At 66.6% G+C, this 26931-nt stretch carries 25 protein-coding genes; 11 read left to right on the forward strand and 14 right to left on the reverse strand.

Translation table 11 applies throughout. The features are described 5' to 3' along the window. Positions 1–17 precede the first annotated feature (17 nt). A complete protein-coding gene (locus BM109_RS10670; RefSeq protein ID WP_093342711.1) occupies positions 18–3563 on the reverse strand; it encodes an indolepyruvate ferredoxin oxidoreductase family protein in 3546 nt (1181 codons plus the stop codon). A gap of 130 nt (positions 3564–3693) precedes the next feature. Next, entirely contained in the window at positions 3694–5544 is a 1851-nt protein-coding gene (gene ilvB / locus BM109_RS10675) for a biosynthetic-type acetolactate synthase large subunit (RefSeq protein WP_093342712.1), read from the reverse strand. Positions 5545–5666: 122 nt separating this feature from the next. Here ilvB and BM109_RS10680 point away from each other — a divergent pair, with 122 nt between their 5' ends. After that, positions 5667–6104, forward strand: a complete 438-nt coding sequence (locus BM109_RS10680) for an Lrp/AsnC family transcriptional regulator (protein WP_057595424.1) — start codon at positions 5667–5669, stop codon at positions 6102–6104. A gap of 67 nt (positions 6105–6171) precedes the next feature. Here BM109_RS10680 and BM109_RS10685 read toward each other — a convergent pair whose 3' ends face one another. After that, positions 6172–7953 (reverse strand): carboxylesterase/lipase family protein, encoded by a 1782-nt coding sequence (locus BM109_RS10685; RefSeq protein ID WP_093342714.1) that lies wholly within the window; start codon positions 7951–7953, stop codon positions 6172–6174. Positions 7954–8283: 330 nt separating this feature from the next. On the opposite strand from BM109_RS10685, the gene BM109_RS10690 reads away from it, so the two are divergent. Next, complete coding sequence (locus BM109_RS10690) at positions 8284–10251, forward strand: sensor histidine kinase (protein WP_143129138.1); 1968 nt, start codon at positions 8284–8286, stop codon at positions 10249–10251. Positions 10252–10270: 19 nt separating this feature from the next. Here the strand turns inward: BM109_RS10690 and BM109_RS10695 are convergent, their stop codons facing one another. From BM109_RS10695 to BM109_RS10705, 3 genes are all read right to left on the reverse strand, one after another. After that, positions 10271–10708, reverse strand: coding sequence for a hypothetical protein (locus BM109_RS10695; protein WP_093342715.1), 438 nt, complete (start codon positions 10706–10708; stop codon positions 10271–10273). Next, a complete protein-coding gene (locus tag BM109_RS10700) occupies positions 10693–10950 on the reverse strand; it encodes a hypothetical protein (protein WP_057595408.1) in 258 nt (85 codons plus the stop codon). Before BM109_RS10700 ends, BM109_RS10695 begins: the two co-directional genes overlap by 16 nt. 259 nt (positions 10951–11209) lie before the next feature. After that, positions 11210–11671, reverse strand: coding sequence for an OmpA family protein (locus tag BM109_RS10705; RefSeq protein ID WP_093342717.1), 462 nt, complete (start codon positions 11669–11671; stop codon positions 11210–11212). Positions 11672–11923: 252 nt separating this feature from the next. Between BM109_RS10705 and BM109_RS10710 the strand changes: the two genes are divergently transcribed. Both BM109_RS10710 and BM109_RS10715 read left to right on the forward strand, forming a co-directional pair. After that, on the forward strand, positions 11924–12331 hold the full coding sequence (locus BM109_RS10710) for a GFA family protein (protein WP_093342718.1): 408 nt from the start codon (positions 11924–11926) through the stop codon (positions 12329–12331). Positions 12332–12357: 26 nt separating this feature from the next. Next, positions 12358–12849 (forward strand): hypothetical protein, encoded by a 492-nt coding sequence (locus BM109_RS10715; RefSeq protein WP_093342720.1) that lies wholly within the window; start codon positions 12358–12360, stop codon positions 12847–12849. Positions 12850–12900: 51 nt separating this feature from the next. Here the strand turns inward: BM109_RS10715 and BM109_RS10720 are convergent, their stop codons facing one another. Next, the gene (locus BM109_RS10720; RefSeq protein ID WP_093342721.1) at positions 12901–13401 is read right to left on the reverse strand and encodes a DUF3237 domain-containing protein; all 501 of its coding nucleotides are present in this window, start codon (positions 13399–13401) and stop codon (positions 12901–12903) included. 4 nt (positions 13402–13405) lie between these two features. Beyond that, entirely contained in the window at positions 13406–13798 is a 393-nt protein-coding gene (locus BM109_RS10725; RefSeq protein ID WP_093342723.1) for a nuclear transport factor 2 family protein, read from the reverse strand. Positions 13799–13938: 140 nt separating this feature from the next. Here BM109_RS10725 and BM109_RS10730 point away from each other — a divergent pair, with 140 nt between their 5' ends. Then, a complete protein-coding gene (locus tag BM109_RS10730) occupies positions 13939–14475 on the forward strand; it encodes a winged helix-turn-helix transcriptional regulator (RefSeq protein ID WP_093343445.1) in 537 nt (178 codons plus the stop codon). Positions 14476–14521: 46 nt separating this feature from the next. Here the strand turns inward: BM109_RS10730 and BM109_RS10735 are convergent, their stop codons facing one another. Beyond that, positions 14522–14890: a hypothetical protein gene (locus BM109_RS10735; protein ID WP_143129139.1), complete on the reverse strand. Its 369-nt coding sequence runs from the start codon at positions 14888–14890 to the stop codon at positions 14522–14524. Between the two features lie 29 nt (positions 14891–14919). After that, positions 14920–16350 (reverse strand): DUF2314 domain-containing protein, encoded by a 1431-nt coding sequence (locus tag BM109_RS10740; RefSeq protein ID WP_143129140.1) that lies wholly within the window; start codon positions 16348–16350, stop codon positions 14920–14922. A 303-nt stretch (positions 16351–16653) separates the two neighbouring features. On the opposite strand from BM109_RS10740, the gene BM109_RS10745 reads away from it, so the two are divergent. Then, a complete protein-coding gene (locus tag BM109_RS10745) occupies positions 16654–17202 on the forward strand; it encodes a GNAT family N-acetyltransferase (protein ID WP_093342726.1) in 549 nt (182 codons plus the stop codon). A gap of 111 nt (positions 17203–17313) precedes the next feature. Here BM109_RS10745 and BM109_RS10750 read toward each other — a convergent pair whose 3' ends face one another. After that, a complete protein-coding gene (locus tag BM109_RS10750) occupies positions 17314–17970 on the reverse strand; it encodes a dihydrofolate reductase family protein (protein WP_093342727.1) in 657 nt (218 codons plus the stop codon). Positions 17971–18191: 221 nt separating this feature from the next. Between BM109_RS10750 and BM109_RS10755 the strand changes: the two genes are divergently transcribed. From BM109_RS10755 to BM109_RS40720, 3 genes are read left to right on the forward strand one after another with little or no spacing between them, the layout of a single operon-like run. Continuing rightward, positions 18192–18935: an immunity protein Imm33 domain-containing protein gene (locus BM109_RS10755; RefSeq protein ID WP_093343447.1), complete on the forward strand. Its 744-nt coding sequence runs from the start codon at positions 18192–18194 to the stop codon at positions 18933–18935. Positions 18936–18951: 16 nt separating this feature from the next. After that, a complete protein-coding gene (locus tag BM109_RS10760; protein ID WP_093342728.1) occupies positions 18952–19386 on the forward strand; it encodes a VOC family protein in 435 nt (144 codons plus the stop codon). 40 nt (positions 19387–19426) lie between these two features. Then, a complete protein-coding gene (locus tag BM109_RS40720; protein ID WP_143129141.1) occupies positions 19427–19795 on the forward strand; it encodes a hypothetical protein in 369 nt (122 codons plus the stop codon). 683 nt (positions 19796–20478) lie between these two features. On the opposite strand, the gene tuf is transcribed toward BM109_RS40720, so the two are convergent. Beyond that, positions 20479–21675, reverse strand: coding sequence for an elongation factor Tu (tuf, locus tag BM109_RS10765; RefSeq protein WP_093342729.1), 1197 nt, complete (start codon positions 21673–21675; stop codon positions 20479–20481). 1616 nt (positions 21676–23291) lie between these two features. Here tuf and BM109_RS10770 point away from each other — a divergent pair. Both BM109_RS10770 and BM109_RS10775 read left to right on the forward strand, forming a co-directional pair. Next, positions 23292–24500 carry a Bcr/CflA family efflux MFS transporter gene (locus tag BM109_RS10770; protein WP_093342731.1) on the forward strand — a complete coding sequence of 403 codons (1209 nt, stop codon included), beginning with the start codon at positions 23292–23294 and terminating at the stop codon, positions 24498–24500. A 10-nt stretch (positions 24501–24510) separates the two neighbouring features. After that, on the forward strand, positions 24511–25272 hold the full coding sequence (locus tag BM109_RS10775; protein WP_093342732.1) for an SDR family NAD(P)-dependent oxidoreductase: 762 nt from the start codon (positions 24511–24513) through the stop codon (positions 25270–25272). Positions 25273–25321: 49 nt separating this feature from the next. Here BM109_RS10775 and BM109_RS10780 read toward each other — a convergent pair whose 3' ends face one another. Both BM109_RS10780 and BM109_RS10785 read right to left on the reverse strand, forming a co-directional pair. After that, on the reverse strand, positions 25322–25777 hold the full coding sequence (locus BM109_RS10780) for a GNAT family N-acetyltransferase (RefSeq protein WP_093342733.1): 456 nt from the start codon (positions 25775–25777) through the stop codon (positions 25322–25324). A gap of 28 nt (positions 25778–25805) precedes the next feature. Then, positions 25806–26789, reverse strand: a complete 984-nt coding sequence (locus BM109_RS10785) for a hypothetical protein (protein ID WP_143129142.1) — start codon at positions 26787–26789, stop codon at positions 25806–25808. Positions 26790–26931 lie beyond the last annotated feature (142 nt).

Consider the following 26931-nt stretch of genomic DNA (forward strand, 5'->3'; position numbering starts at 1 on the left):
GCCCTCGCCCTTCCTCCTCAGGCCGGCACCGCCTCGCGCGCCACCGGGTCCGCTTCGGCGCGCGGCGCCACGAGGCGCGAACGCAGCGCGTCGCGCCTCACCTGCGCGGCGGCGATGCTCGCGTCCTTCACATGGCCGTAGCCGCGGATCTGCTCGGGCAGCTTGGCGAGCGCCAGCGCCGTCTCGGCATCGACCTCGTCCCAGCGCGCGAGGATGTCCTCGATGCCCGCGCGGTACTCCTCGATCAGGCGGCGTTCCGTCCTGCGTTCCTCGGTGCGGCCGAAGGGATCGAAGGCCGTGCCGCGCAGCCGACGCAGCACGGCCAGCACGCGGAAGCCCTGCAGCATCCACGGCCCGAAGGCGCGCTTGACCGGCCGGCCCTGCGCATCGCGCTGGCCGAGGATCGGCGGCGCGAGGTGGAAGCGCAGCTTGGGCGTGCCCTCGAATTCCTGCTGCAGCTTCTTCATAAAGTCGCCGTCGGTATAGAGGCGCGCGACCTCGTACTCGTCCTTGTAGGCCATCAGCTTGAACAGGTTGGCCGCCACCGCGCGCGTGAAGCGGTCGCCGCGGCCGCGCGCCTGCTCCACGCCGCGCACCCGCGCCACGAAGTCCGAGAAGCGCCGCGCATAGGCCGCGTCCTGGTAGGCCGTGAGGAAGGCCGTGCGGTCCGCGAGCAAGGCGTCGAGCCCCTGCGGCAGCTGCAGCGCCACCGGCTGCGCGGGCGAGGCCTCGCGCGCCACGGCCGCGAGGTCGAGCGCGGCGCGCCGGCCCCAGTGGAAGGCCTGCTGGTTGGCCTTCACGGCCACGCCGTTGATCTCGATCGCGCGCAGCAGCGCGGCCGAACTCAGCGGCACGCAGCCCTTCTGGAAAGCGAAGCCCAAAAGGAACAGGTTGGCCGCGATGGCGTCGCCCATGAGCCGGGTCGCGAGACCCGTGGCGTCGATGAAGTCGGCCTTGCCGGCCACCGATTCCTCGATCAGCGCGCGCACCTGGCCGGCCGGGAAGGTCCAGTCGGGGTCCTGCGCGAAATGGCCGGTGGGCTGCTCGAAGGTGTTCACCAGCGCATAGCTGCGGCCCGGGCGCATCTTGGCGATGGCATCGGGCGCGCCCGCGGTCAGCATGTCGCAGCCCAGCACCAGGTCGGCTTCGCCGGTGGGAATGCGCTGCGCCTTGAGCTGGGCCGCGTCGCGCGCCAGCCGCACGTGCGAGGTCACCGAGCCGTTCTTCTGCGACATGCCCGTCATGTCGAGCACGCTCGCGGCCTGGCCCTCGAGGTGCGCGGCCATGCCGATCAGCGCGCCGATGGTGATGACGCCGGTGCCACCGATGCCGGTGATGAGGATGTTGTGCATGCCCTCGATCGCATGCACGGGCGGCTCGGGCAGCGCCGCGTCGGCCTCGGGGCCGCGCGCGGCCACCGGCTTGATGCGCCTCGGCTTCACGCCTTCCACGCTCACGAAGCTCGGGCAGAAGCCCTTGACGCACGAGTAGTCGGCATTGCAGGCGCTCTGGTCCACGCGGCGCTTGAGGCCGTGGGGCGTGGGCTGCGGCAGCAGCGAGGTGCAGTTCGACTGCTCGCCGCAGTCGCCGCAGCCCTCGCACACGGCCTCGTTGATGAACACGCGGTGCGAGGCCTGCGGGAACTCGCCCTTCTTGCGGCGCCGCCGCTTCTCGGCCGCGCAGACCTGGTCGTAGATCAGCACCGACACGCCCTCGTAGTCGCGCAGCGTGCGCTGCACCGCGTCCATCTCGTCGCGGTGGTGGATGGTGAGGACGAAGCCGCCGCCATCGGCCGGCAGCGGCGAGCGGTCGCGCCAGCGCGTCGGGTCCTCGGCCACCAGCGCGATGCGGCGCACGCCCTCGGCCGCCACCTGGTGCGCGATGCGCGGCACGCTCACGGGCCCGTCGACGGGCTGGCCGCCGGTCATCGCCACCGCGTCGTTGTAGAGGATCTTGTAGGTGATGTTCACGCCCGCGGCCACGGCGGCGCGGATCGCCATCGAGCCCGAGTGGTAGTAGGTGCCGTCGCCGAGGTTGGCGAACACGTGGTGGCGCTTCGAGAACCAGGCCTGGCCGAGCCAGGGCGCGCCCTCGCCGCCCATGTGGGTGGTCGTGCGGTTGTGCTCGGGATAGATCGCGGTCGCCATCACGTGGCAGCCGATGCCGGCCAGCGCCAGGCTGCCCTCGGGCACCTTGGTCGAGGTGTTGTGCGGGCAGCCCGAGCAGTACCAGGCCGGCCGCGCCGGCGTGGCCACGGCCTTGCCGAGCACCACGTCCTTGGCGTCGAGGATCGCCAGCCGCGTGCGGATCATGTCGCTGGTGTGGAAGCGCGCCACCCGCGCGGCGATCACGCGCGCGATCTGCGCCACCGAGAAGTCGGCCGTGGCCGGCAGCAGCCACTGGCCGCGCGGATGCGCGCCCCATTCGCCGCGCTCGTCGAACTTGCCGATCACGCGCGGGCGCACGTCCTCGCGCCAGTTGTAGAGATGCTCCTTGAGCTGGTACTCGACGATCTGGCGCTTCTCCTCGATTACCAGGATCTCGTCGAGCCCGTTGGCGAACTCGCGGATCGAGTCGGGCTCCAGCGGCCAGGGCATCGCCACCTTGAACACGCGGATGCCGATGCGCGCCGCCTCGGCCGCGTCGATGCCCAGCTCCTCGAGCGCCTCCAGCGCGTCGCGGTACGACTTGCCCGAGGCCACGATGCCCAGCCGCGCCGAGGGCGCGTCGATGGTCACGCGGTTGAGCCGGTTGGCGCGCGCATAGGCGATGGCCGCGTAGATCTTCGCGTCCTGCATCAGCGCCTCCTGCTTGCGCGCCTGCACGCCCAGCGTGTCGGTCGACAGCCGTGCATGCATGCCGCCCGCGGGCGGCACGAAGTCCTCGGGCAGCAGGGTGCGCACGTTCTGCGCGTCGGCCGGGATCGAGCCCGACGATTCCACCGTGTCGGCCAGCGCCTTGAAGCCCACGGGCAGCCCCGCGAAGCGCGACATCGCGAAGCCGTGCAGGCCCAGCTCGATGTACTCCTCCACGCTCTGCGGATAGAGCATCGGGATCATCGAGGCCGCGAACAGGTGGTCGCTCTGGTTCGGCAGGGTCGACGAATAGGCGCCATGGTCGTCGCCCGCCACCAGCAGCACGCCGCCATGGGGCGAGGTGCCCGCGTGGCTCATGTGCTTGAAGACGTCGCCGCAGCGGTCCACGCCGGGCGCCTTGCCGTACCACATGGCGAACACGCCATCGACCGCGCTCTCGCCGGTCAGGTGCACCTGCTGCGTGCCCCAGACGGCGGTGGCCGCCAGTTCCTCGTTCACGCCGGGCAGGAACTTGACGTGGTTGGCATCGAGATGCGGCTGCGCCTTCCACAGCGCTTCGTCGAGCCCGCCGAGCGGCGAGCCGCGGTAGCCGGAGACGAAGCCGGCGGTGTTAAGGCCGTTGGCCTGGTCGCGCCATCGCTGCACGAGCATGAGGCGTACCAGCGCCTGGATGCCGCTCAGGTAGACGCGGCCGGACGTGGAGGTGTACTTGTCGTCCAGCGAGACGCTGGCGAGATCGTGGGACATGAAAGAAGGCTCCGGTAAGAGTCGCGAGAGATGCCCGTTCGGCCACCGGTAAGCGGCCTGCGGGCGGAACACGCGCCGCGGGTAAGCGGCGCGCGTTGGGGAAGATAGCGCACAGCGGAGGATCGCGGGCTCAGGCCTCCTTCGGCTGGTACCAGCGGTCCTTGGCCAGCATCACCTCGTTGTGCGCCGCGCCGGTCGGCATCATCGGAAAGCAGTTCTCCTGCGCCGCCACCTGCACGTCGAGGAAGAACGGCCCCTCGCTCGCCAGGCATTCGGCCAGCGCCGCGGGCAGCTCGGTGGGATCGCTCACGCGCCGCGCGCCCCAACCGAAGGCCTTGGCCAGCGCCACGAAATCGGGCAGCGCCTCGTTCCAGCTGTGGCTCAGGCGGTTGCCGTGGTTGAGCTCCTGCCACTGGCGCACCATGCCCATGTAGCCGTTGTTGCACAGCACCAGCTTGACCGCCGCGCGGTGCTGCACCGCGGTCGAGAGCTCCTGGATGTTCATCAGCACCGAGGCGTCGCCGCTCACGCACACGGCCAGCGCCTCGGGATGCGCCACCTGCGCGCCGATCGCGGCCGGCAGGCCGTAGCCCATGGTGCCGGCGCCGCCCGAGGTGAGCCAGCGGCGCGGCCGGTCGAAGCGCAGGTACTGCGCGGCCCACATCTGGTGCTGGCCCACGTCGGTCGAGACGATGGTGTCGCGGCCCGTGTCGCCGATCGCCTGCTGCAGCGAGGCCATGAGCCGTTGCGGCAGGATCGCGTCGGTGCGCGGCGCGAAGCCCAGGCAGTCCTCGGCGCGCCAGCCTTCGATGCGCTGCCACCAGGGCGCGAGCCGCGCGGCCTCGAAGCGCTCGGGCAGCAGCGCGAGCAGCGCCTCGAGCACGGCCGCGCAGTCGCCCACCATCGGCACGTCGACCTGCACCACCTTGTTGATGCTGCTCGGGTCGATATCGATGTGGATCTTGCGTGCATGCGGGCAGAAGCGGTCGAGCTTGCCGGTCACGCGGTCGTCGAAGCGCGCGCCCACGCAGACCACGAGATCGGCCTCGTGCATCGCGAGGTTGGCCTCGAGCGTGCCGTGCATGCCGAGCATGCCGAGGAAGGCCGGGTCGGAAGCCGGGAACGCGCCCAGCCCCATCAGCGTGAGCGTGCACGGCGCATGCAGCCTGCGCACCAGCTGCGTGAAGGCCTCGCAGGCCGCGGGGCCGGCATTGATGAGACCGCCGCCGCCATAGAGCACCGGCCGGCGCGCGGTCGAGATCAGGTCGGCCGCGCGCTGCATGCAGGCGCGCGGCGGCACCGGAGCGCGGTGCGTGCGCAGCGGCCGCGGCACGGGCACCGGCGCGCCCTGGCCCGGCAGCGCGAGCTGCACGTCCTTCGGCACGTCGAGCAGCACCGGGCCCGGCCGGCCCGCGGCCGCGATCTCGAGCGCGCGCCGCACCATCGTCGGCACCTCGTCGGGCATCCGCACCTGGTGGTTCCACTTGGTGACCGGGCGCGACATGCCCAGCGCATCGCTTTCCTGGAAGGCCTGCGTGCCGATCACCGCGGTCGACACCTGGCCGCTGATGCACAGGAGCGGCACCGAATCGCTGATCGCATCGAGCAGGCCCGAGATGGTGTTGCCCACGCCCGGCCCCGAGGTGACCAGCACCACGCCCACGCGACCGGTGGTGCGCGCATAGCCCTCGGCCGCGTGCACGGCCGCCTGCTCGTGGCGCACCAGCACGTGGCGCAGCCGCGGCTCGCCGTGCAGCGCGTCGTACAGCGGCAGCGCGGCGCCGCCCGGGTAGCCGAAGAGGGTGTCGACGCCGCAGGCCACCAGCGTGTCGAGCAGCGCCTCGGCGCCGTTGCGCACGCGCGGCGCGGTGTCGATGGCGAGCGCGGCATCGAGGGGCAGGTCGGTGGCTGCGTCGATGTCCGAAAGATTTTCGGCATCCAGCGTCAGGGCGAGGTCGTTGGGGAGGTCGAGCAGTCTCATGCCGTCAATTCTTCCGGGTTTGAGGCAGAATTTGCTTCTGATTTTTGGACATTCAGGCCTCAAACATGAAAATCAATCGCAAATCTTCGCAAGATGACGAAGGACTTTTCGACAAGATCGACATGGCGATCCTCCGGGTGCTGCTGCTCGATTCGCGCAAGACCCTGCAGGACATCAGCGCCGAGGTCGGCCTCTCGCCCACCAGCTGCTGGACGCGCATCAAGAAGCTCGAGGCACAGGGCGTGATCAAGCGCTACACGGTCGACATCGATCCGGCCAAGCTCGGCTACCAGGACTCGGTGATCGTGCAGGTCACGCTCGAGAGCCACACCGACGAGACGCTCTACGACTTCGGCCGCACCCTGGCCACCATCCCCGAGATCCAGGAGGCCTACCTGGTCTCGGGCGACTACGACTACTACATCCGCATCGCGGTGCGCGACACGCGCGACTACGAGCGGCTGCTGCGCGAGAAGCTCTACAAGATCCCCGGTATCCGGCACAGCAAGTCGCACTTCGTGCTGCGGGTGCTGAAGGAAGCGAGCATGCCGATCCTCTGAAAAGAAAAAAAGCCGCCCGGGGCCGGCAGGTCCGGCCCCGGGCGGCTCGGGCGCTCGCGCCGCGGCCTTACTGCTGCACCGTGATCGCCTTCGCCGTCAGCGAGGCATCGAAGTTCAGCATCGCCGGATACTGCGGCCAGTTCACGCCCAGCGCCGCGTTGTTCGGATCGCCGCCGCGCGCGAACGCCGCCAGGCTCTTCATCATCGCGTCCGACAGCTGCAGCCGCCCCGGCTCATTGGCCTTCGAGTTGGCGAACTTCGAATACAGCGACGGCCCGAAGTTGCCGAACACGAACGGCAGGTCGAAGGTGTGGGCCGCGCCGAAGATGTCGTTGAACGGCGCCGGCGACTTGTCCCAGTTGAACTGGTACCACCACAGCGGCACCTTCTGCGCCGCGAGCACCGGAAAGATCTGCTTGCGCAGCGCGATGAAGAAGTACTGGTTGTAGAGATCGGTGCGCGCGTTGAAGCCGGTCACCGGCGTCGTCACCGGCAGGTACTGGCCCGGGATCCACTGCTCGAGCGAGGTCGTCGGGGCCGCGTTCGAGTCGTAGTTGTAGGCCATCGAGAACACCGTCGGGTCGTCGAGCAGCCGGCCGCTGATGCCGCCGAAGGCGGGCGAGGTCGCGAGGTTCTGCGGGAACAGCTTGGTCTCGTCGCGCGTGTAGCCGGCCAGCACCGGCACCTTGAGGAACTCGCCCGCGTTGATCGCCGCGATCGGGTTGGTCGGCACCACCACGCCGTCGTTGAGCGGGTTCGAGGCCGACAGCCCCTGCGGCGCCAGCTTGTTGAGCACGGTCTGCAGCAGCGTGTCGGCGCTCTTCGAGCGCAGGTAGGCCGCGAGGTCGGCGTTGCTCTGCGACGCGATGTAGGCGGTGGCCGCGGCCGTGTCCTTCACCGTGCCGTCGGCCACCAGCAGCGCCGCCAGCAGCGCGTTGTTCTGGTTCGGCACCGTGGTCGCGGTGGCGACACCGCCGCTCAGCGGCACCAGGCGCTGGAACAGCGCGGGCTTGGTGTTGACCACCAGCGGCGAGACCATCAGCGCATAGATGTTGACCGCGCCGGCCGACTGGCCCATCAGCGTGACGTTGGCCGGGTCGCCGCCGAAGCGCGCGATGTTCGCGTTGACGAACTTCATGCCCTTGATCAGGTCGAGGATCGCGTAGTTGCCCGAGTCGTCGTTCGCATCCACGCCGGCCTTGAGCTGCGGCGAGGCCAGGAAGCCGAGGATGCCAAGCCGGTAGTTGATCGACACCACCACCGCGTTGGCCGCCTTCGCGAGCGCCGCGCCGTCGTAGACCGGGTCGCCGGTGTAGCCCGTGATGTTGCTGCCGCCGTAGACGAACACGATGACCGGCAGCTTGTCGGTCGCGGCCGCGGTCGAGGGCGTCCAGATGTTGAGGTAGAGGCAGTCTTCCGAGCCCGTGGTCTTGCCGATCGAGCTGCCGATGGTCTCGTCGTAGCGGTTGTTCTGGCCCGGGCCGTAGAGCCGACCGGTTTGCGCGCAGGCATTGCCGAGCTTCTGCGTGGTCTTCGTCGCGGTCCACGGCTCGGGGTCGACCGGCGCCTTCCAGCGCAGCGCGCCGACCGGCGGCTTCGCGAAGGGCACGCCCTTCCAGCTGTAGGTGCCGTTGGTCGCGGAGTCGTCGTTGCCCTGCACGGGTCCGTAGGCCGTGGTGCGCAGCACCGGGGACTGCGCGGGCGGCGTGTCGGGCGGCGGGTTGCTCGTCGTGGGCGGGGGCAAGGCCACGAAGCCGGCACCGCTGCCTCCGCCGCCGCCGCAGGCCGTGAGTTGCAGCAGGGCGAGAACGGCGCAGGCGGCACCGGCGCGCAGATGGCGAATCGTCATGAAGTCTCCTGTTTTTTCCAGTGGTGATGGCCGCCGGTCCCAGGGACCGACGACCATCCACGAGTCTCGGCACGGTCGGCTCCGATTCCAATGTGGCGCGCGCACACCTTTGGCCCGCGTTCTATGTGAGGGCAAGGGCCGCGGGGGCGATAGCGCGCCGATAATTGCCGTCGACCCGCGAAGACGGGACAACGAACGAGCCGCCGGTGCGCGCGGCCGTTCGATCGGGGAGAAACCGGCGGCCCACGGGTGCGCCCCTCGCTGCAAACGGCCGGCGCCCGTCCGGCGCACGCCGCGAGCCGACAGCGAGTTCCAAGGCGCAAGCGTTCGATGAGACAGGGCAACAACGACGGCGGGCGAACCGGTCGGGGGATCGCGGCCTTCTGGCGCGCGCTGCCGCTGATCGTGCTGCTGCTGTGCTGTGCGCGCGCTCCCGTCGCGGCGCCCGTGCTGCCCGGCGACCAGCCCATCCACATCACCGAAGCCGAGCTGCAGTCGGTGCCCGGCTCCGGCTTCACGGCCCCGCCGCTGCTGTCGGTCGATGCCGAACTGCCGCGCGGCGGCTGGAAACCGGTCGGCCTGCCCTACACCGCCGACCGCGAGCTCGTGCCCACCGCTTCCAGTGGCATGCGCACCGTCACCGACTGGTACCGCCTCGACCTCGGCAGGCTGCCGCCTTCGACGCAGCCGCGCCTGCTCTACCTGCCGCGCTGGAAGACCCTGGGCCACATCGCCGTGTACGGCGACGGCGTGCTCATCTACCAGTCGCACGGCAGCCCGATCCACAACGGCTACAACCATCCGCTGCTGCTGCCGCTCAATCCCGCGGCCCAGGCACCCACGCCCGCGTCGGTGCTGATCCGCGTCGACCGGCTGCGCAACAGCGGCAGCGGCGTCTCGACCGTGTGGGTGGGCCACGAGGAAGACCTGTCCTGGCGCTACCAGGCGCGCCATCTGCTGCAGGTGCAGCTGCCGTTCATGGGCAGCGCCGCCTTCCTCGCGGTCGGCGCCTTCGCGTTCGCCGTGTGGCTGGGCAAGCGGCGCGAGCCGCTCTACCTGCTGTTCTTCGCCATCTCGGCGGCCGCTTTTTTGCGCATGCTCCATTACTACGTGGGCGGCAGCTACATCCCCATGTCGGACGACTGGTTCGAGTGGATGACCGTGGCCAGCCTGCTGTGGTTGATCCTGTTCGTCCACCTGTTCCTCGAGCGATTGCACCGGCAACCCTCGCCCTGGCTCACGCGGCTGTCGGTCGGTCTGGTGCTGGCCTGCAACCTCGCGACCCTGCCCCACGTCTCGCGGTCGATCGTCAGCCTCTACCTGTTCACCCCGCTGCTCAACCTCGCCGTGCTGCCCGTGGCCGTGCTGATCTTCTCGGTGAACCTGCGCAAGGCCTACCGCGTGCAATTGCCCGAGGGCCGGCTGGTTGCGGCCTGGACCATGATCGCCGTCGCCTTCACCGGCTACGACGCCCTGCTGCAGAACAACCTCGTGGGCCCCGAGAGCGTCTACACCTCGCCCTACGCCATCATCGGCCTGTTCTTCGTCTTCTCGTACATCATGTTCCTGCGCTACACCGGCGCCTTCGCCGAGGTGGCGCGGCTCAACAAGGGCCTGGCGCACCGGCTGCGCGAGCGCGAGGACGAACTCAAGCAGAGCTACGAGCGGCTGCGCGTGGTGGAGAACGAGCAGATGCTCAACGCCGAGCGCCGCCGCCTCATGCAGGACATGCACGACGGCCTCGGCTCCTCGCTGATCGGCGCCATCCGCTCGGTGGAGCAAGGCAGCATGAGCGACGCCGGGATCGCCGACATGCTCAAGGGCTGCATGGACGACCTCAAGCTCGCCATCGATTCGATGGAGAGCGTCGACGCCGACCTGCTGCTGCTGCTCGCGACCCTGCGCTTCCGGCTCGCGCCGCGCATCGAGGGCGCCGGCATCGCGCTGCGCTGGGAGGTGCAGCCCGTGCCGCCCCTGCCCTGGCTCGACCCGGGCAGCGCGCTGCACATCCTGCGCATCATGCAGGAGTGCATCGCCAACGTGATGCGCCACACGCGCGCCACTACCCTGCGCGTGAGCACCGCGGCCACCGACGACCTCGTGTGCGTGACGATCGAGGACAACGGGCCGGGCTTCGACGTGGCCGAGGCGCTGCAGCATGGCGGGCGCGGCCTGCGCAATCAGCAGCAGCGCGCACGCGCGATCGGCGGAACGGTGGGATGGCAGTCGGGCAGCGAAGGCACGCGCTTCACGCTGTGGCTGCCGATCGAACGCGAGACCGCGCCCGCCACGGCCTGAGCCTCGGCCGCGCTGTTGCTCAGAGACGTGCCGCGGCGTTCGGCTGGCTCGGCAGGCGCAGCGTGCTGGCCTGGGCATCGGGCGGGCACGGTGCATCGGAGTAGACCGCATCGCCTTCGGGCATGACGCATTTCTGGACCTCGATGAAGGCCGGGGCGGCCTTCTTCACGGTCGCTTCGGCGCTGGCCATCGCGGTGTCCATTCTGGCGATCGGTGGCGCGACGGATGCGCGGACCGATTCGACCGGATTGTTGTTGTCGATGGTCGGGCTGGGCGCCTTCACGTGCTCCGGCATGATCGACGGCGGCAAGCGAGGCGCGCGCCCGGCGCTCTCGCGCACCAGGCTGCTGAGCGCGAGGTAGAACAGAAACACCGCGAGCAAGGCGACCCCCAGCCCCACGGCCCAGTACCTGGGCGCGCGAACGGCGCGCAGCGATTCCATCAGCGGCGCGGCCATGCCAGACCTCCGGACTGCAATGCGCCCGCCAGCTTCGCGATGCCACCCGTGCCGCTCGCGGCCCGGCCGATCAGGGCGCCGCCGGCCGCACCGGCGACGATGCGCGTGAGGAACGAACGGCTACGGCCGGCGGCCAGCAGCAGCAACACGCCGGCGCCGAGCACGATCAGGTGCTCGCCGGGGTAGTCGGCGCGGGCGGCGTCGACCTGCTTGAACTTGTCGATGGTTTGTTCGAGGGTCATGGCTGAAGGTCCTTCCTGTCTTCAGCCGTTGTACGGTTCCGATGTCGCCTGGCCTTGTAGGCGCGCGCCATCTGGCCCCTAGGAATCCACCTCGAAAACGCCGCGGATGGCGCCTCGCGGCAGTGCCGGCAGCTACTCGGGCTCGACCGCTGGTTCGGCCTGCTGCCCGTCGACCAACACACACAGCTCGAAGGGCTCGGGGCCGAAGGCGAGGACGCTCATACGCTTTTGCGATGGCCCCACCAACCATGGCGACTCATCACGGTCTTTCCGGATATCCCATGAAATGCAGCGATGCATAGGCGCCCGCCCCCGGCTCTTCCGCAACAGGATGAACGGGTCCCTTGGGAAGATATTCCATGCGATTGTTCGCGACGGCCGCCACGTGGATCTCGGCCTCGGCGACGCCATGCGTCTTCAGGAGTTCGACCACATACTCCGCCCTCGCCACGGCGAGATTGCGGCGGTGGGTGCTCTTGCCTTCCGCGCAGGACGAGCCGGCCATGACCATGACAACCAACCTGGTCTGAGGCCAAGCTCGGGTCTTCAGGAGTGCTGCGACGACTCGCGCACGCTGGTCTTCCTCGAGAGCTATGCCTTGGGGCGGGTAGCCGATCTTCAGTTCTTCGCTGGACTGGGCCGGCGACAGGCCATGGGCCGACGCAGTGAAGACAAGCAACGCAGCGCAGAACGCCCGGCCGAGTATCGAGAAGGCTGTCATGGTCTTGGATGCGTAAGAAAAACTTCATCGCCATCATTGCCGTGCCGGCGCTCCGAGCGAAGCATGACGGTTGCCGCATGCCGATGCGGCGCGCGACTCTATCAGCGCTGCGTGACGATACGTCTCGCGGTTCACGACGCGGAGCGCGACCCGAAAAAACGGACGGCCCACGCTGCAAGGTCGGTGCCCCGCGAATGCGCCTTGACGCATACTGACCGCCACCTCCAAACACGCGTTCAAAGGAAGTGATCGATGCTGAGAGGAAGCTGCCTCTGCCAAGGCGTAGCGTTCGAGATCGACGGCACGATCAAGGACCCGCTGTACTGCCACTGCTCGATGTGCCAGAAGGCGCACGGCACCGCCTTTCGCGCGCGCGGCAAGATCCTGGCGAAGGACTTCCGCTGGCTCAGGGGTGAAGAGCTGGTCCGGTTCTACGAGTCTTCGCCGGGCGACCACCGCGGTTTCTGCTCGGTGTGCGGCTCGAGTCTGATCAGCAAGCTCGATGCGAAGCCGGCCGTGTTGGGTGTCGCGCTCGGTGTGCTCGATGGCGATCCGGGTGTGCGGCCGCTGTGCCATGTGTACGTGGGGTCGAAGGCACCGTGGTTCGAGATCACCGATTCGTTGCCCCAGTACGAGACACGGCCTCCCCACAGCGCCTGATCGCACCATCCAACGAACACCGACGCATGAAACTCCCCCTCTCCAAATTCCTGACCGCAGCAATCACAGTGGCCGGCATGGTCGCGCCGGCGCCCGCCCAGCCTGTCTCGCAGAACATGGAACTGATGGGCGCGATCGCCCGCGAGATCGTGAACAGCGGCGAGCCGCAAGGCGTCGATTGGGTCGAGGTCTCCGCGATCTTCTCTCTCGATGCCGATGGCGATGTCAACGGCAGCTACGGCTACGTCTACGACGCCCAGGGCCAGGCCCATGCGGCCGCCTTTCTCGAGGACCCGATCGAGCGCGAGGTGAAGGCCTATCGCGACTGGCTGCTGCACAAGGGCAGGAAAGGCGACAAGGGCCTCATCAAGATGCTCTTTCAATTCAACCGGCAGACGCGGCGGGTCCGCGCGGATTTCGAGTACGAGGATCCCCGGCGCTGGCAGGTCACGCCGGCCAACCTCGATGCCAGGATCAAGGAGCTTCGGCCCCGTCTCGGTACCGCGGACGGCAAGTAGCGCGCCCGCGCCGAAGGCCCCGTGCGATGGCTCGCGCGGGGCCGCACCGCATCAAAGCAGCTGATAGATGCGGAAGTCGACCCGCCCTGCCGACAGCTCGTTGTAGCCCACGAGCACCAGGTCGTTGACCCACGTGTAGCGCTCGTCCGAAGTCTCGAGCTTGGGCGTGGTGCGCAGGTAGGTCTCGCCGAAAGCGAGCCGCTCGCCCTTGGCCAGCCGCGCCCTGCCGTCGGGCGGCAGCCTGGCGATGCCCTTGCTCTCGAAGTAGATGAGCGCGCCGTCGTCGGTGCGCAAGGCGCCGCGGATGTCGAGCCGGCTGATGCCGTCCGCGCCGATCACGACCCAGTCGACGCTGCCCGGCAGGAACTGGCCGTGCAGCTTCGGCCCGTCGAGCCGGCCGCCCTTGCCGATGTAGGGCACCAGCGTGCCGCGCGGCGTGGGCACGACGATCGGCGTTTCGAGATCGACCTGCAGGTCGCACAGATGGCGGATCGGCAGCGCTTCGAACAGCGGCTGCTCGAAGAGTGGCTGCTTGTGGAGGATGGCGCTCATGGGGTCAGCTCAGGGCGGCCTTGATTTCCGCGTAGTCGAAGAAGGTGTCCTTGCGCGTGACGAGCCCGTCGCCGTCCACCTCGACCACGTCCAGCGCATGGAAGCCGCGGCGCTCCTTGCCCGGCGGCTGGAAGGTCAGCGTCCAGTCGAGTGTCCAGTGCCGGTCGCCGAGCAGCAGGCGGCGCGTTTCCACGCCGAAGCCCGGATAGCGCTCGAAGACTTCGCCGAACTCCTTCAGCAACGCGTCGTTGCCCCGCACCGCCGTGCCGCGGCCGTGCGCCTGGAAGGTCGAGTCCGACGCGTGCAGCGCCACGATCGCCTCGGGGTCATGGGAGAGCCAGGCCGAGGCGTAGCGATCGGCGATGGCGGCGAGATCCAACTTGACAGGTTCAGACATGAGAAGCCTTTCGATGGGGTCGATTGCATTCGCGGAAGTCCTATCGACTCCGCGGTGCGCGAGGCGGTTTTCAAGTCGCCTCGCGAACGGTGGTGACTATACCTATGATTTTCATAGTGACAAGCGGTATGATGCCGGCAATGACCAAGAAATCGCCCCCACCCGCGTCCGCCGAGCACGAGGCGACGCATGCGCACTCGACCCTGTGCCCGATCGCGCGCGCGCAGGTCATCGTCGGCGACCGCTGGACCGTGCTCGTGCTGCGCGAGCTGTTCCTCGGCAATCGCCGCTTCGAGGAGATCCAGGTCCAGACCCAGGCCACGCCGCAGATGGTGGCGAGCCGTCTCAAGAAGCTGGAGGCCGAAGGACTGATCGAGCGCCGCCTCTACAGCGAGCGCCCGCCGCGGCACGAGTACCACCTCACGCCGATGGGCATCTCGTTCCACCCGGTGTTCCTCGCACTGCGCGCCTGGGGCGAGACATGGTGCAAGGGCGAGCACGAGGAGGTCGCGATTCGCTATACGCACATTCCTTGCGGGCAGGACCCGGGGCTGGGGCCGGCCTGTCAGTCGTGCGGGAAGGAGATGCGGCGGGAGGAACTGTCGGCGCGGCTCAGCGGGTCGTTCGATGCGGAGCGGCGGGAGCGGTTGCAGGCGTTCAAGGCGGGGCGGGTGTAGGCGAGCCCGCAGCTCTTTGCAAAAAAATCAGTGCCTGGCCGTAGATTCAGCCCCAGGCAACGAGCGTCTCCTTGCCCTCCTGCAGATTCAGAAAAATGTTCGAGTAGGGTGAAACCTCTGGAAACTCAGAACCTGGATCGCAGCGGACTTGGCAGTCCAGTGCTCCGGCAACGAACCGGGCGAAATCGACGTCGGAATTCCATCGGGTAGCACCGTGGAGAGAGATGCTTAGAAAGTCATCTTCGCTGGGCATGACCACGAGCGCCACGCGCCCGCACTCGTAGATTCTCAAGTCGGAGTTGTTCCGTGAGTCCGGGACAAGAAGCCCCACGTCCAGCACAAGAGCGGCGATCAGCGGTGCCTCGTCAGGCATTCGAACAAACGCCTCCACTTCGTTTGGCTTCTTGTTTTCCATGGCACACGAAACCCTGGGCGGTCCTGCGCTCACCGCTTCCCCCCCACCCCACGCTGAATCACCTTCCCCGTCTCGTTCCCCTCCTCCCGCCCGTCCGCATAGCGCCGCATGTAGTCGAACACCTTCGCCTGCGACACCTTCACCATCTGCCCCGCGTGCAGGTCGGCCACTTCGACCGGCTCGTTCTTCAGCATGCCGTCGATCGCATCGCTCTTCCAGCCCGTGACCTCGACCCACATCCACTCATTGCCGCCGCTGCGGGTGATGAAGGGCGCCTTCACGAGGATGTATTCGCCGGGCGCGAGGCCCTTGGCGAACGCGTCGCGCAGCACGGGCAGTTGCGCCCGGGCGAGCTTGCTGGCCGCGAGGATCTCCTCGTTGTGCTTGATGCGCGACACCGAATCGTCGGCGGCGCCGAAGGTGCTCTTGAGCAGGGCCACCTGCTGCGCCGAGCGGTCGGGGCCCGGGTAGCGGTCGAAGCCGATCTCGTAGAGGCGGTTGCGCGGATCGCCGCTCTCCCAGGTGCCCGCCACCAGCGACAGCCTCGCGGGCGTGGTGCCCTTGGCCTCCTTGTCCTTCGGGTCGCGCAGGCCGCCCTGCTTGAGCGTGCGCAGGTCCAGGTCGAACTGGCCGGGCCGCGCGATCTGCGCGCCCTCCACCATCGCCTGCGCGAAGCCGTTGACCAGCGTTCCCATCGGCCCGTTCATCGACCACGAGAACTGGCTCACCACCACGTCGGGCAGGCCGAACTTGCCCATGCCGAGCGTGATGGCGCGCGCGAGCTTGTTGTCGGCCTGGTAGGCGTGGATCACGATCTGCGAGGCGATGTCGGGAATGCCACCGGCCCAGGGGTCGACACGCCGCTTCTGCCATTCGTCGGGCGTGAACAGCTCGCGCGTCTCCTCGTCCCAGACGAAACCGTTGGTGTCGCGCGCCACCTGCAGCGTGAGTTCGAGCGCCTTGCGCATGGCCGGCAGCGCCAGCTTCGAGGGATGCGCGAAATCGATGATCAGCGCCTGGCTGCTGCCCTGCAGCGCCTCGGCCTGCTCGCGCGTGATGCCATGGCCGAAGCGCTGCAGCATCTCCATCTCGGGTGCACGATAGGTCTGTTGCACGGTCGTGGTGTTCCAGTTCGCGAACAGCACGGGGGCGGTGACCTCGGAAGGCTTCGGCATCGATGCCAGCAGCTTGGGAGCATCGCCGAGCTTGGCAAGCCGGCTGCGCAGCGTGTCCATGGGATCGGCCTTGGTTCGTGGCGCGTAGTAGATCGCGAACTGCGCGTGGACCGGGCCGGCTTGCAGCGGCGAGCCTGCGGGCACGGGGGTGCCGGGCTTGGGGGCGGTGGCGGGTGCGGCGGCCTGTTGTGCCTGTGCGAACGCAGGCAGCGGTGCAAGCGCCGGGGCGCACAGCAGCAGGGCCGCGAGCAGGAGAGGACGGAGCGACTTGGGCGGGAGGCGCATGGTTCCGAGTCTGGGTGGTGAAGGGTTGGCGGATTGTCGGGGGAGTTTCGTGACGAACGCCCAACCGATGTGGCGCACTACCCACGAGGGAGATCTGGCCATCGGCGGCAGGCCGCCATACTGCTGACTCTCAAAGCCTGTCGTTCGCGGTGCCGGCACAATGCGGCCCATTGCGCCCCCTTCGCTCGCGATCATCATGCGGAGATCTTTCGTGTGGAACCACGACCACGAGAAACGGTTTGCGTTCCCACCGTTTTAGGCGGTCGAGTGACCCATTTGCCGTTCTCCCAGCGAGCATGACCGATGACCCCGACTCCTCCCGCGCTTCCCGACCGCATCCAGACCGCGCGCCTCGAACTCCGCGCACCCGAGCTTTCCGACGCATCGGCGATCTATGCCTCGTACACGCAGGATGCGGAAGTCGCACGGTACATGGTGTGGCGTCCCCACGCGTCCGAGGATGCAACGCGCGATTTCATCGCCGCATGCGTCGCTCATTGGCACGCCGGTTCAGCCCGTCCCTACGTCATCACCCTGAAGGAAAGCGGTGAACTCGTGGGAATGCTCGAAGCGCGCCCCAAGGGCCACATCGTGAACATCGGCTACGTGCTTGCACGCACTCAATGGGGTCAGGGCCTGATGCCGGAAGCCGTTCGTGCCTTGACGGCAGAGGCGCTAGGACTGCCAGAGATATTCCGTGTCGAGGCGACTTGCGATGTCGACAACCGCGCGTCGGCGCGGGTGCTGGAGAAAAGCGGCTTCCTGCGAGAAGGTCAACTCGCCCGCTTCACGGTTCATCCGAACCTCGGTGCCGAGCCACGCGACTGCCTCCTGTATGCGGCCTGCCGGTAGTGGTGAGGACGTCGACACAGAAGTGTTGCCTTGGCTCGACGCCGGGTTCGCCAAGGTTCATGGATTGCAAGCAGGCAGAGCAGAAACGACCCGCGTTCGCGTTCGATCGCCTCAAGCCGCCTTGCGTCGCAAAAACATGTGCGTAGCCCGCTCCCCCGCCACCTGCCGCTCGCAGCTGTAGCCCAGCGCCGGCAGATCCAGTCCTTCGAACAGCGCCTCGCCCTGGCCCAGCAGCACCGGCCGCACGGCTAGGTGCAGCTCGTCGATCAACCCGGCCTTCAGGTATTCACGCACCGTCGCCACGCCGCCACCGACGCGCACATCGCGCCCGCCCGCCGCATCGCGCGCCAGTGCCAGCGCCTCGTGGATGCCACCGGTCACGAAGTGGAAGGTGGTGCCGCCTTGCATCGTCAGCGGCGCGCGCGCATGGTGGGTCAGCACGAAGACCGGCACGTGGTACGGCGGCTCGTCGCCCCACCAGCCCTTCCAGTTCTCGTCGGGCCAGGGACCGCGCACCGGCCCGAACATGTTGCGCCCGAGGATCCAGGCGCCCATCGAGGCGAAGCCCTGCTCGGCGATCTCGTTGTCGACGCCGGTCTCGCCCTTGGCCTCGCTCCCCTTCTGCATCCGCTGCCAGACCTGCGTGGGCATGAACCAGCTCATGAGTTCGGGACCGCGAACGCCCAGTGGGTTCTGCAGGCTCTGATCGGAGCCGGCGGCGAAACCGTCGAGTGAAACGCCGAAGCTGCGCACGAGCAATCGGGACATGCTGTCGTCTCCTGCAAAAAGAGGGAGGAGCAGTCTAGCGCTCGGTGCTCCTGAAAGGCGACGACGTTGTTGGTAATAAGAAGGTTCGAAAAGCCGAACGCGTCACGGGGTCGGCTAGGATGAAGAACGCGTCCCGGGTCTGCCATGGCTCGGGAAACCATGAGATTCATTCGTTGGCCTGCCGCGCTCGCGCCGGCACCACCCGCTCCGAACAGATCCCCATGTCCCTGCGCTCCCTCTTCTCATCGCTCGGCAAGAGCAAGCCCGCCGCCCCCCAAGCCGAGACCGTCCACACCACCCAGGGCTGCCAACGCTTCGGCCACCCCGAGTTCCGCATTCGCGTCAGCAACAAGGCCATTCCCGATGCGGACGTCGCCTGGTTCCTCCACTTCCTCGAAAGTCGAGTAGCGGAGGGAGAGACGTTCAGCGGCGGCCAAAGCCTTCAGGTCGGCTGGATGTACACCATGATCGAGGAGACTGACGACGGTTTCTTGCGGATCACCGAGCCGGACATGCAGCAGATCCCCGTGCGCTTCATCGATTCGGTGGACAGCACCTTGATGCACCTGCGCAACCAGAAGGACGTCGTCGAGAGCCTCGTCGCGGAGGTTGAGCCGGAGTTTCCTTCCTTGCAGAACAGCGTCGTGGTGCACGTGGACTACAAGTCGGCGTCGCGCATCCTACTCACGCGCGCGGAACCTCATGACGCAAGCGATTCGGGCTGGTGGCTCAGCGATCTCGACGACAAGGAAGGTTCTCAAGACCCGTCGCGCTTCAAGAAGACCTCGCTCTATCAACTGGCCATCGACCGGCCTGACTTGGTGAAGTTCTTCGCCGTGCCGGCGGAGCTTCAGGTCTACATCAACGGGCCGGTCATCACCGTGCTGGGGCCCGAGAGCGAGATTGAGCAGAAGCCCGGCTCCTACCTGAGCGAACTGAACCGCGCCAGACAGGCGCACGCCTGACAAAGGAACCCCAGCCATGACCATCAAGCGAATGGACAACGTCCTGATCGTCGTTGACGATCTCGAAGCCGTGAAGGCCTTCTTCATCGAACTGGGCCTCGCGCTCGAGGGCCAGACCACGGTGGAAGGGCCCGACGTCGGCAAGCTCGTCGGGCTCGGCAACGTGAAATCCACCATCGCGATGCTGCGCACGCCCGACGGGCAAGGCATCGAGCTCGACAAGTTCCACACGCCTGAGGCCGTGAGGTTCGGGCCCGTGGAAACGCCGGTGAACGCCCTGGGTCTTCGCCGCGTGATGTTCGCCGTCGATGGCCTCGATGATGTCGTCGCGCGCATCAAGGCCCATGGTGCCGAGATCATCGGCCAGATGCAGTATGGGGAGTCGTACCGGCTCGCCTACATTCGCGGGCCCGAGGGCATCATCGTGGGGCTGGCCGAGCAACTCGGCTAGGAGCTGGCACACCGCTCAAGCACATACTTTCTCGAGTCAGATGATTTCACTCCGCATCGATCAGTTCGAATTCGACGATCCTGGCAGCGAGGAATCCCTTGAAATCGATGTATCGGGTCGATTCAAGTTTCCACACCCGAACGTGAAGGCGTTTGTCGAATCGACCGTCGACTGCCCAGATCGACGTACCGCCGCATTGCGACTGGCCTGCTTACCTTCTGTCGAGGGAGCTGTGGAACGAAACGCATTTGGTCATATGCGCGCCAACGAAAATTCATTCGATACCGCTGGTCGACAACGGCTTAAGCGCCCCGATCAAGCAAGTCAGGCGGAGCATCCAGACTCCCTGCCGGAATCTCTTAAAGAGTTCCGGCACAAGCACCACTTTCCTCGACGCACGATGCCTTGAGCCACCGACCGACTCGCCTAGAGGGAAGGCCAATCCCCGAACATACAGGCGGCACCGAGGCGCCGTTCCAAGATGACCACGTCTCCATTCGCTAGTGCTCCCGACCATTTCACACTCTCCCTCAACCGCCACATCGAAGGCTTGGTCATCACACCATTCGAATCAGACTGGGGCACGACTGACGAGTTGCTTTGCAGATTTCGCGGCGTCCTGATCGGTGGGTCAACAGATGAGGAGCCACTTGTCATCCGACTTGCACCGACCCTGGACCGGCGGCGTACATACGATTGGCCGTCAGGACAGGATTTCCTTGAGGCAACGTTGGCATTGTTAGCAGTGGGTCATGACTGGTGGTTGCGCTGCGAGGGGGATTCCGATCAAGTAGCGCCAGACCAAGTGACAGAATTTCGACATCTGCAGTCGCTCGTGACTCAGGTTGTCGAAGTTTGTTGTTCCGGAATCGGGGTTTTTCCAACCTTTGTCGCAAGCGCTTCCTCTTCTGACGCGAACTGACCAGTTGCGGTCGATTCATCTACGAATGCCTTGCCGGCCCGATAGATATCCGCCACTCCTCCAGCACTCTCTCTCCGCTCTCTGCAGGGCCACGCATGTGCGTCTGGCCGGTATATAAAAACCCCTGCCGCCCGCCAAGCGGACGACAGGGGAAAACAGGCCTCAGCCCCTCAGCCCAGCACCTCGGTCACGATCCCCGCGCCGACGGTCTTGCCGCCTTCGCGCATCGCGAACCGCATGCCGTTCTCGATCGCCACAGGCTTGTTCAGCTCGAAGCTGATCTGCGCCTGCGCGCCCGGCTCGACCAGGCCGGTCTCGGTGTCGACGCGGATGACACCCGTCACGTCGGTCGTGCCGAAGAAGAACTGCGGCTGGTAGCCCGAGCCGAACGGCGTATGACGACCGCCCTCGTCCTTGCTCAGCACGAAGACCTGCGCACGCCCCGTCCGATATGGCTTCAGCGCACCGGGCTTCACGACCACCTGGCCTCGCACGACATCGTCGCGCTTGACCCCGCGCAGCAGCAGGCCGACGTTCATGCCGGCACGTCCCTCGGCGACGTCCTTGTGGAAGGACTGCACGCCGGTGACGACCACCTTCTCGTCGCCCACCGAGCTGAGCCCGACGATCTCCAGGCTGTCGCCCACGCGGATCACGCCGCGCTCGACACGGCCGCTGATCACCGTACCGCGGCCCGTGATCGTGTGCACGCCTTCGACGGGCATCATGAACGGCGCGGCGTAGTCGCGCACCGGATCCGGAATGCGCGAGTCCAGCGCGTTCACGAGCTCGACGATGCATTGCACGTCGGCACCTTCGAGGTCGCCGCGTTCGGCGGCAGCCAGCGCCTTCAGCGCGCTGCCGAAGACGAAGCTGGCGTCGTCGTAGCCGTGCGTTGCCAGCAGCGCGCCGATCTCCATCTCGATCAACTGCTCGATCTCCGCGCGGTCGCTCGCGGCCACCAAGTCCATCTTGTTCACGAACACCACCATGTGGCCGACGTTCACCTGGCGCGCCAGCAGCACATGCTCGATGGTCTGCCGCGCGGCGCCTTCGGTGCCGTCCACCAGCAGGATCGCGCCGTCCATCTGCGAGGCGCCGGTGATCATGTTCTTGATGTAGTCGGCGTGACCGGGGCAGTCGATGTGTGCGTAATGGCGGCTTTCCGACTCGTACTCGACGTGCGAGGTATTGATCGTGATGCCGCGCTCGCGCTCTTCCTTCGCGTTGTCGATCTGCCCGTAGGACAGCGCACGGCCACCGATGCGAGCGGCCTGCACGAAGGTGAGCGCAGCCGTCAGCGTCGTCTTGCCATGGTCGACGTGACCGATGGTTCCGACATTCACATGAACCTTGTTGTTCATCATTTCTTTCTCCAGTTTCAGAGTTGAAAAGCCGATGCGATTCGCTGGCCAGGTGAAACGCTCGGCGGGTTGTCGGTGCGCGCGCACCAAACTCGCGATGCCCGCCATGCGGGCGAAAAAAAAGCCTGCCGGGTGGACCACCCGACAGGCTTTCTTTTCGGCCTGAAGGATGGACCTCCAGGCACACGAGGGCCTAGAAGCTCTACACGAACCACTCCACGGAGTCGACGCACGGCACCGCGCCGGCAGCGAATGCGGCGGAAAGAAGACGTTCTCGTTCGAGGCTCATGTCCGGATCTCCAAAAGGGGCAGGCGAAAAACAAAAAAACCCGGTGGCTCGAGGCCTACCGGGTCTTGTGGAACACGGAGGCCGAGCCTCCAGGTGTGAAAGGCTCTAGGAAAGCGGTTCTGCGAATTCGGCACGCAGCGAGACGGCCGCGGCTTCGCGGGTCTTCGGTGCTTGTTCGGTGGTTGGGAACTGCTTCATGGTGTTCTGGTGCGGCTTTTCCTACCGCAACGCAATGGCGAATCAATGTTTGGGTACCGAAGGCTAACACTGCTTTAGAAAGCCGGCAATTGGAGCGTTGCGTACGCGCCGCAGCAACGAAAAGACGTCCCGCTGAGGTTGCTGACGGGTCTCGCTCGAATAGAGTCCGCCGAGAGCAAACCTACGATCCGACACAACGCTCAACCTCATGATGCTACGAAGCTTCTATCAATGCAGCAGTTGTCGCGAGCGGTTCGATGTCGCGCCTAGCGACGGCTGCTATCACTTCAACTTCGATCGCACTCCATTTGGTTCGCAGATTCCATCCAGCGAGTTGTACAGGGTCCCTGTCAGGCCGTGCTGGTGCAAGGACTGCGCAGCGGTTGCATTTGCCGAGGACATTCCAGCGGTGCGCGTGTTCGAGGAGGCCTATGCAGCAGTCCGCGCGGGTCGGCCGGTGGAGTTCCCTCTCGAGACAGGACATCTGGACCCGCCACTTGTGCAGGAGCAAGTCGCAACGTATCTACGGTGGCGACTTCTCCGCCGCCATCCACCTCGTTCGCTCTGTTGCGGCGGGACCAACTACTTGTTCATGGATGTCCCGCAGCCCTTGTTCAAGCACGAGGGATGCGACTTCGGGTTCATCGAATCATGGGGATTCATCGGTGGTGGAGTTTATAGGGCACCGACTGCGCTGAACCCCGCGAACATCCGTGTCTACAGCGAAGAAGGCGACCTGATCGGCCTGCTGACCTGGCAACCCAATGGTCCGGGTTCATGGAACGTAATCCCCGCCGCGTACGAACCACGCGAGCGGACAGATGAATGTTGATACTGCCTGCGACATTCATCGCGACCCGGCGGTAGTCCGGCTCGACGGCGATGACCGACGCCGGCCGCGCACGCCCACGATGGGAAACAAGCGCGCCCGCGTCGTGTAGAGTCCCCCCACCCGAGTCCACAAACTCGACGCGTAGCAAATCGCACGCCCCCTCATCCAGCCCCAAAGGCCCGATGAACCCCAGCTCCTGTTGACCCGACGAGAGCCACCACGTACCCATCCTCGACGGATGGCTCTTGTTGTCAGGTCACCGCATCCCCGCAAGAGGAATGCGCGCAAAGGAGTTGCCCCGTGCCGCCCCATCATCGAAACGCCCCACCCCTCTGGCTGCTGATAGCCCTGTCGGCGCTCGGCGTTCTGCCGCTGAACATGTTCGTTCCTTCCCTGCCGAGCATCGCGAGGGAGTTCGACGCCGAGTTCGCGACGGTCAATGTCGCCGTGGCCGGGTACGCCGTCGTCACCGCGTTGACGCACCTGATCGCCGGCGCGCTGTCCGACAGGTTCGGGCGTCGGCCCGTGCTGCTGGTCGCGCTGCTCGTCTTCGTGATCGGCTCCATCGGGTGCTTCTTCGCGCACAGCATCGAAGTGTTCCTGGCCTGCAGGCTGCTGCAGGGTAGCGCCATTGCCGGATACGCCATGTCGCTGGCCGCGATCCGGGACACGGCGGGCGAAGGGATGGTCAGCCAGATCGGCTATGTCTCGTCCGCCTGGGCGATTGCCCCGATGCTCGGCCCCACCGTGGGTGGCGTCCTCGACAGCTGGCTGGGCTGGCGCGCCAACTTCGCCGCTTTCGCGCTCATGGGCGCCATGGCGTTTTGCCTGGCGCTGCGCTGCCTGCCGGAGACCCACCACCATCGCTCCACGGCGATGTCGAAGCAGCTCGGCGGCTACGGCCAGTTGCTTCGCTCCGCGCAGCTTTGGGCTTATGGACTCTGCATGGCCTCTTCCATCGGCACGCTCTACGTCTTCATCGGCGGCGCGCCAGCCGTGGCCATGCAGACCTATGGAACCTCCGCCGCGATGGTGGGCGCCTACATGGGACTGGTTCCCGCGGGCTTCATCGTCGGAAGCTTCACGCTCGCGCGCTGCGGGCAACGGTGGCAGCCCATCCGGTTCATCATTGCAGGGCGGCTGTTGACTTGCGCCGGCCTGCTGGCGGCCGTGGCGTTGGCGGTGCTGGGGATTTCTCATCCACTCGCGTTCTTCGGCCCCTGCGTGTGCGTGGGACTCGGCAACGGATTGACGATGCCCGCGGCCAACAGCCGGGTGCTGTCGATCCACGCGGGCTTCGCAGGCACCGCCTTGGGCCTGGCTTCGGCCATGACGGCCATCGGTGCCGGTGCCATCGCCTTTGCGGCCGGGCTGTTCGTCGACGAGTCCCATCCACGTACCGCCCTGCTCGCGGCAATGTCGACCACGTCGCTGCTCTCGCTGGGCATCGCCGTGTTCATCGCTCGTTCGGAGCGGCGGCAACGGTGCATTCGATCGCAACCAGACTGAGGCTTTCCAGATGAACGTCAATCCGACCACCGATCCCACGCTTCGTGTCGCGTTGGTCACGGGGTCCACTTCCGGCATCGGTGCCACCATCGCGCGCAAGCTGAATCACGCGGGCTATGCCGTGGTCCTTCACTCTCGAAGTTCCGCGGAGACAGGTCGCGCAATGGCTGCCGAGATGAAGCAGGCCATCTATGTACAAGCCGACCTTTCCTCGGAAGCAGACAGGGTGCGGCTCGTCAGCGAAGCAATCGCCGCGTGGGGCCAACTCGACGTGCTGGTGAACAACGCCGGCATCAGCAAAGTCATTCCGCACGCAGACCTCGCCGCCGCCACTGCCGCGGTGTGGCACGAACTCCACGAGGTCAATGTCGTGGCGCCGTTCCATCTGGTTACGTTGGCCGAGTCGGCCTTGCGCGAGGCCGCCCTGCGCCGTCGCGCGGGCTGCGTCGTCAACATCAGCTCGCACGCGGGCGTTCGCCCCAAGGGCGCATCCATTCCCTATGCGGTCAGCAAGGCCGCGCTCAATCACATGACCCGCCTGCTCGCACTGTCGCTGGGGCCGGACATTCGCGTCAACGCCGTGGCGCCAGGTCTGGTCGACACGCCGCTCACAGCAGACTGGACCGCCGCACAGGCGCTGTGGCGCGAGCGTGCGCCCATGCACCGGGCCGCCAGCCCGGACGACATCGCACACGCCGTTGCGATGCTGGTTGCCTCGGACTACCTCACTGGCGAAGTGCTGCTGTCGGACGGCGGGTTGAATCTGACCTAGGTGGGGTCGCAGGCACCTGTGATGGCCGCCGGCACTTTGCGTGAGAAGACTAACCGGCCTTCGAAGGAGGCTTCGCAATGAAGGCCTGCTTTCCGTGCCGATCGAAGCCGGCCGACTCGTAGAACTTCAACGTCGCCTCGTCCTTGCGGCCGGTCATCAGCATCACTTTGTAGCAGCCTGCAGCCCAGGCAGTGTCGAGCGCTTGGGCCAACAAGTCTTTTGCGTAGCCTCTGCCGCGGTACGCCGCATGCGACACCACGTTCTCGATGACCCCGTACGGCCTGCAACCGCGCGTGAGGTTGGGGATCAAGGTCAGATTGCAGCTGGAGACCAGCTCGGCGCCCTCGAATCCCCCGAAGTAGTGGAAGTGACGACTTGCCAGGATCTCCTGCCAGACTGCCTCGACGACAACCGGGGCGGGCCGCGGATCGTCCGTCTCGTGAAGGTGCTTGTAGAGATCGAGCAACGCTGGCAGGTCGGTCTCGAGGAGCTTGCGAGTTTTCATGTTCGGCGTGGACAGTGGGTCGAGTACCTTACAGCGCGCGGGCCATGTCCGCGATTCTCGCCAGTACACCCGCACCAGGCCAGCACCACGCCGCCGTGGAGATCGCTGCAATCGCGACATAGACCGCCCGTTCCGTACTCCCCAATGCAGGCGCCGGGAGAATGCACACTGGGAGAGGTTCTTGCGCGACGTCTTGCAGCGACTCCGAGCAGGTACCCAGGTCGGCCGCCGATAAGCGAGGCAGCCTTCCGAGACGAGAGCCGATCAGCGTCAGCAGCAGCATCGGCCACCAGAGCAGCGAGATCAACAGCAACGCGGCTGAAGACAGCACCCTCCCCAGCACGGATCTTTCATCCCATGGCCGATAGTTCGTCATCTGCGTCCACAGGTTGTTGCTGAACTCCTCCAACAGCGGCCTTCTGATGCCTTCCAGGCATTCGACCTTCGGCAGCCACTGCCAGTCGCCGGCCATGTACCTGCGCAGAAACTCGTAGTGCGCGAGGCAATCGGCGGGGCTGTTGCTTGCGTTGCTCACGAGGAGCATCTTCGCGGCATCGACTTCCGTTGGCGCCTTCAGGCAAAGACGGTAGCGCAGCGCGCCGCCCACCGTGATTGAGTCCACCTGGGGAACCAGTTGCGCCCACGGCGCCTCGATGCGCTCCCTGCCCCTGAGCTGAACGACCTTGCCGGTCGCCCGATTGAAGAGCGTAGGAAACGCATAGGGCGCGGTCACTGCCTGCACCAGCGCGGCAACTGCAATCAGCGCAAACACCGCGATCGATACCGACATGATGAGCACGAAGGCCGTGTCGGCCGTGTCTTGTCGAAATGCGTCGGCGAGCATCGAGCAGAACCACGCCGCGATCCCCAGCGGCATGAGCCCTAGAAAAAGAGCGATGCTCTTGATCGCCGAAGACATGTTGCCGTGCGGCAGCGTCTGCAGCCGTACCGAATCCATCGACAGGACAAGCCCATCGCCGGAAGGGGCCGGCGGCACGGGGTCGACGTCCAACTCCTCATCCTCTCTGTTTTGACGATGCGCAAGGTGGGCCCGATGTTCTCGCCAGATCGGACATAGGCGGCAGCCGCCCCGCAGACCTGCAGGCAGCCCGCTCATCTCGGGCACCAACGAAGCTAGCTTCTTTTTCATGAGC

The organism is Variovorax sp. PDC80 (assembly GCF_900115375.1).
Taxonomy (GTDB): domain Bacteria; phylum Pseudomonadota; class Gammaproteobacteria; order Burkholderiales; family Burkholderiaceae_C; genus Variovorax.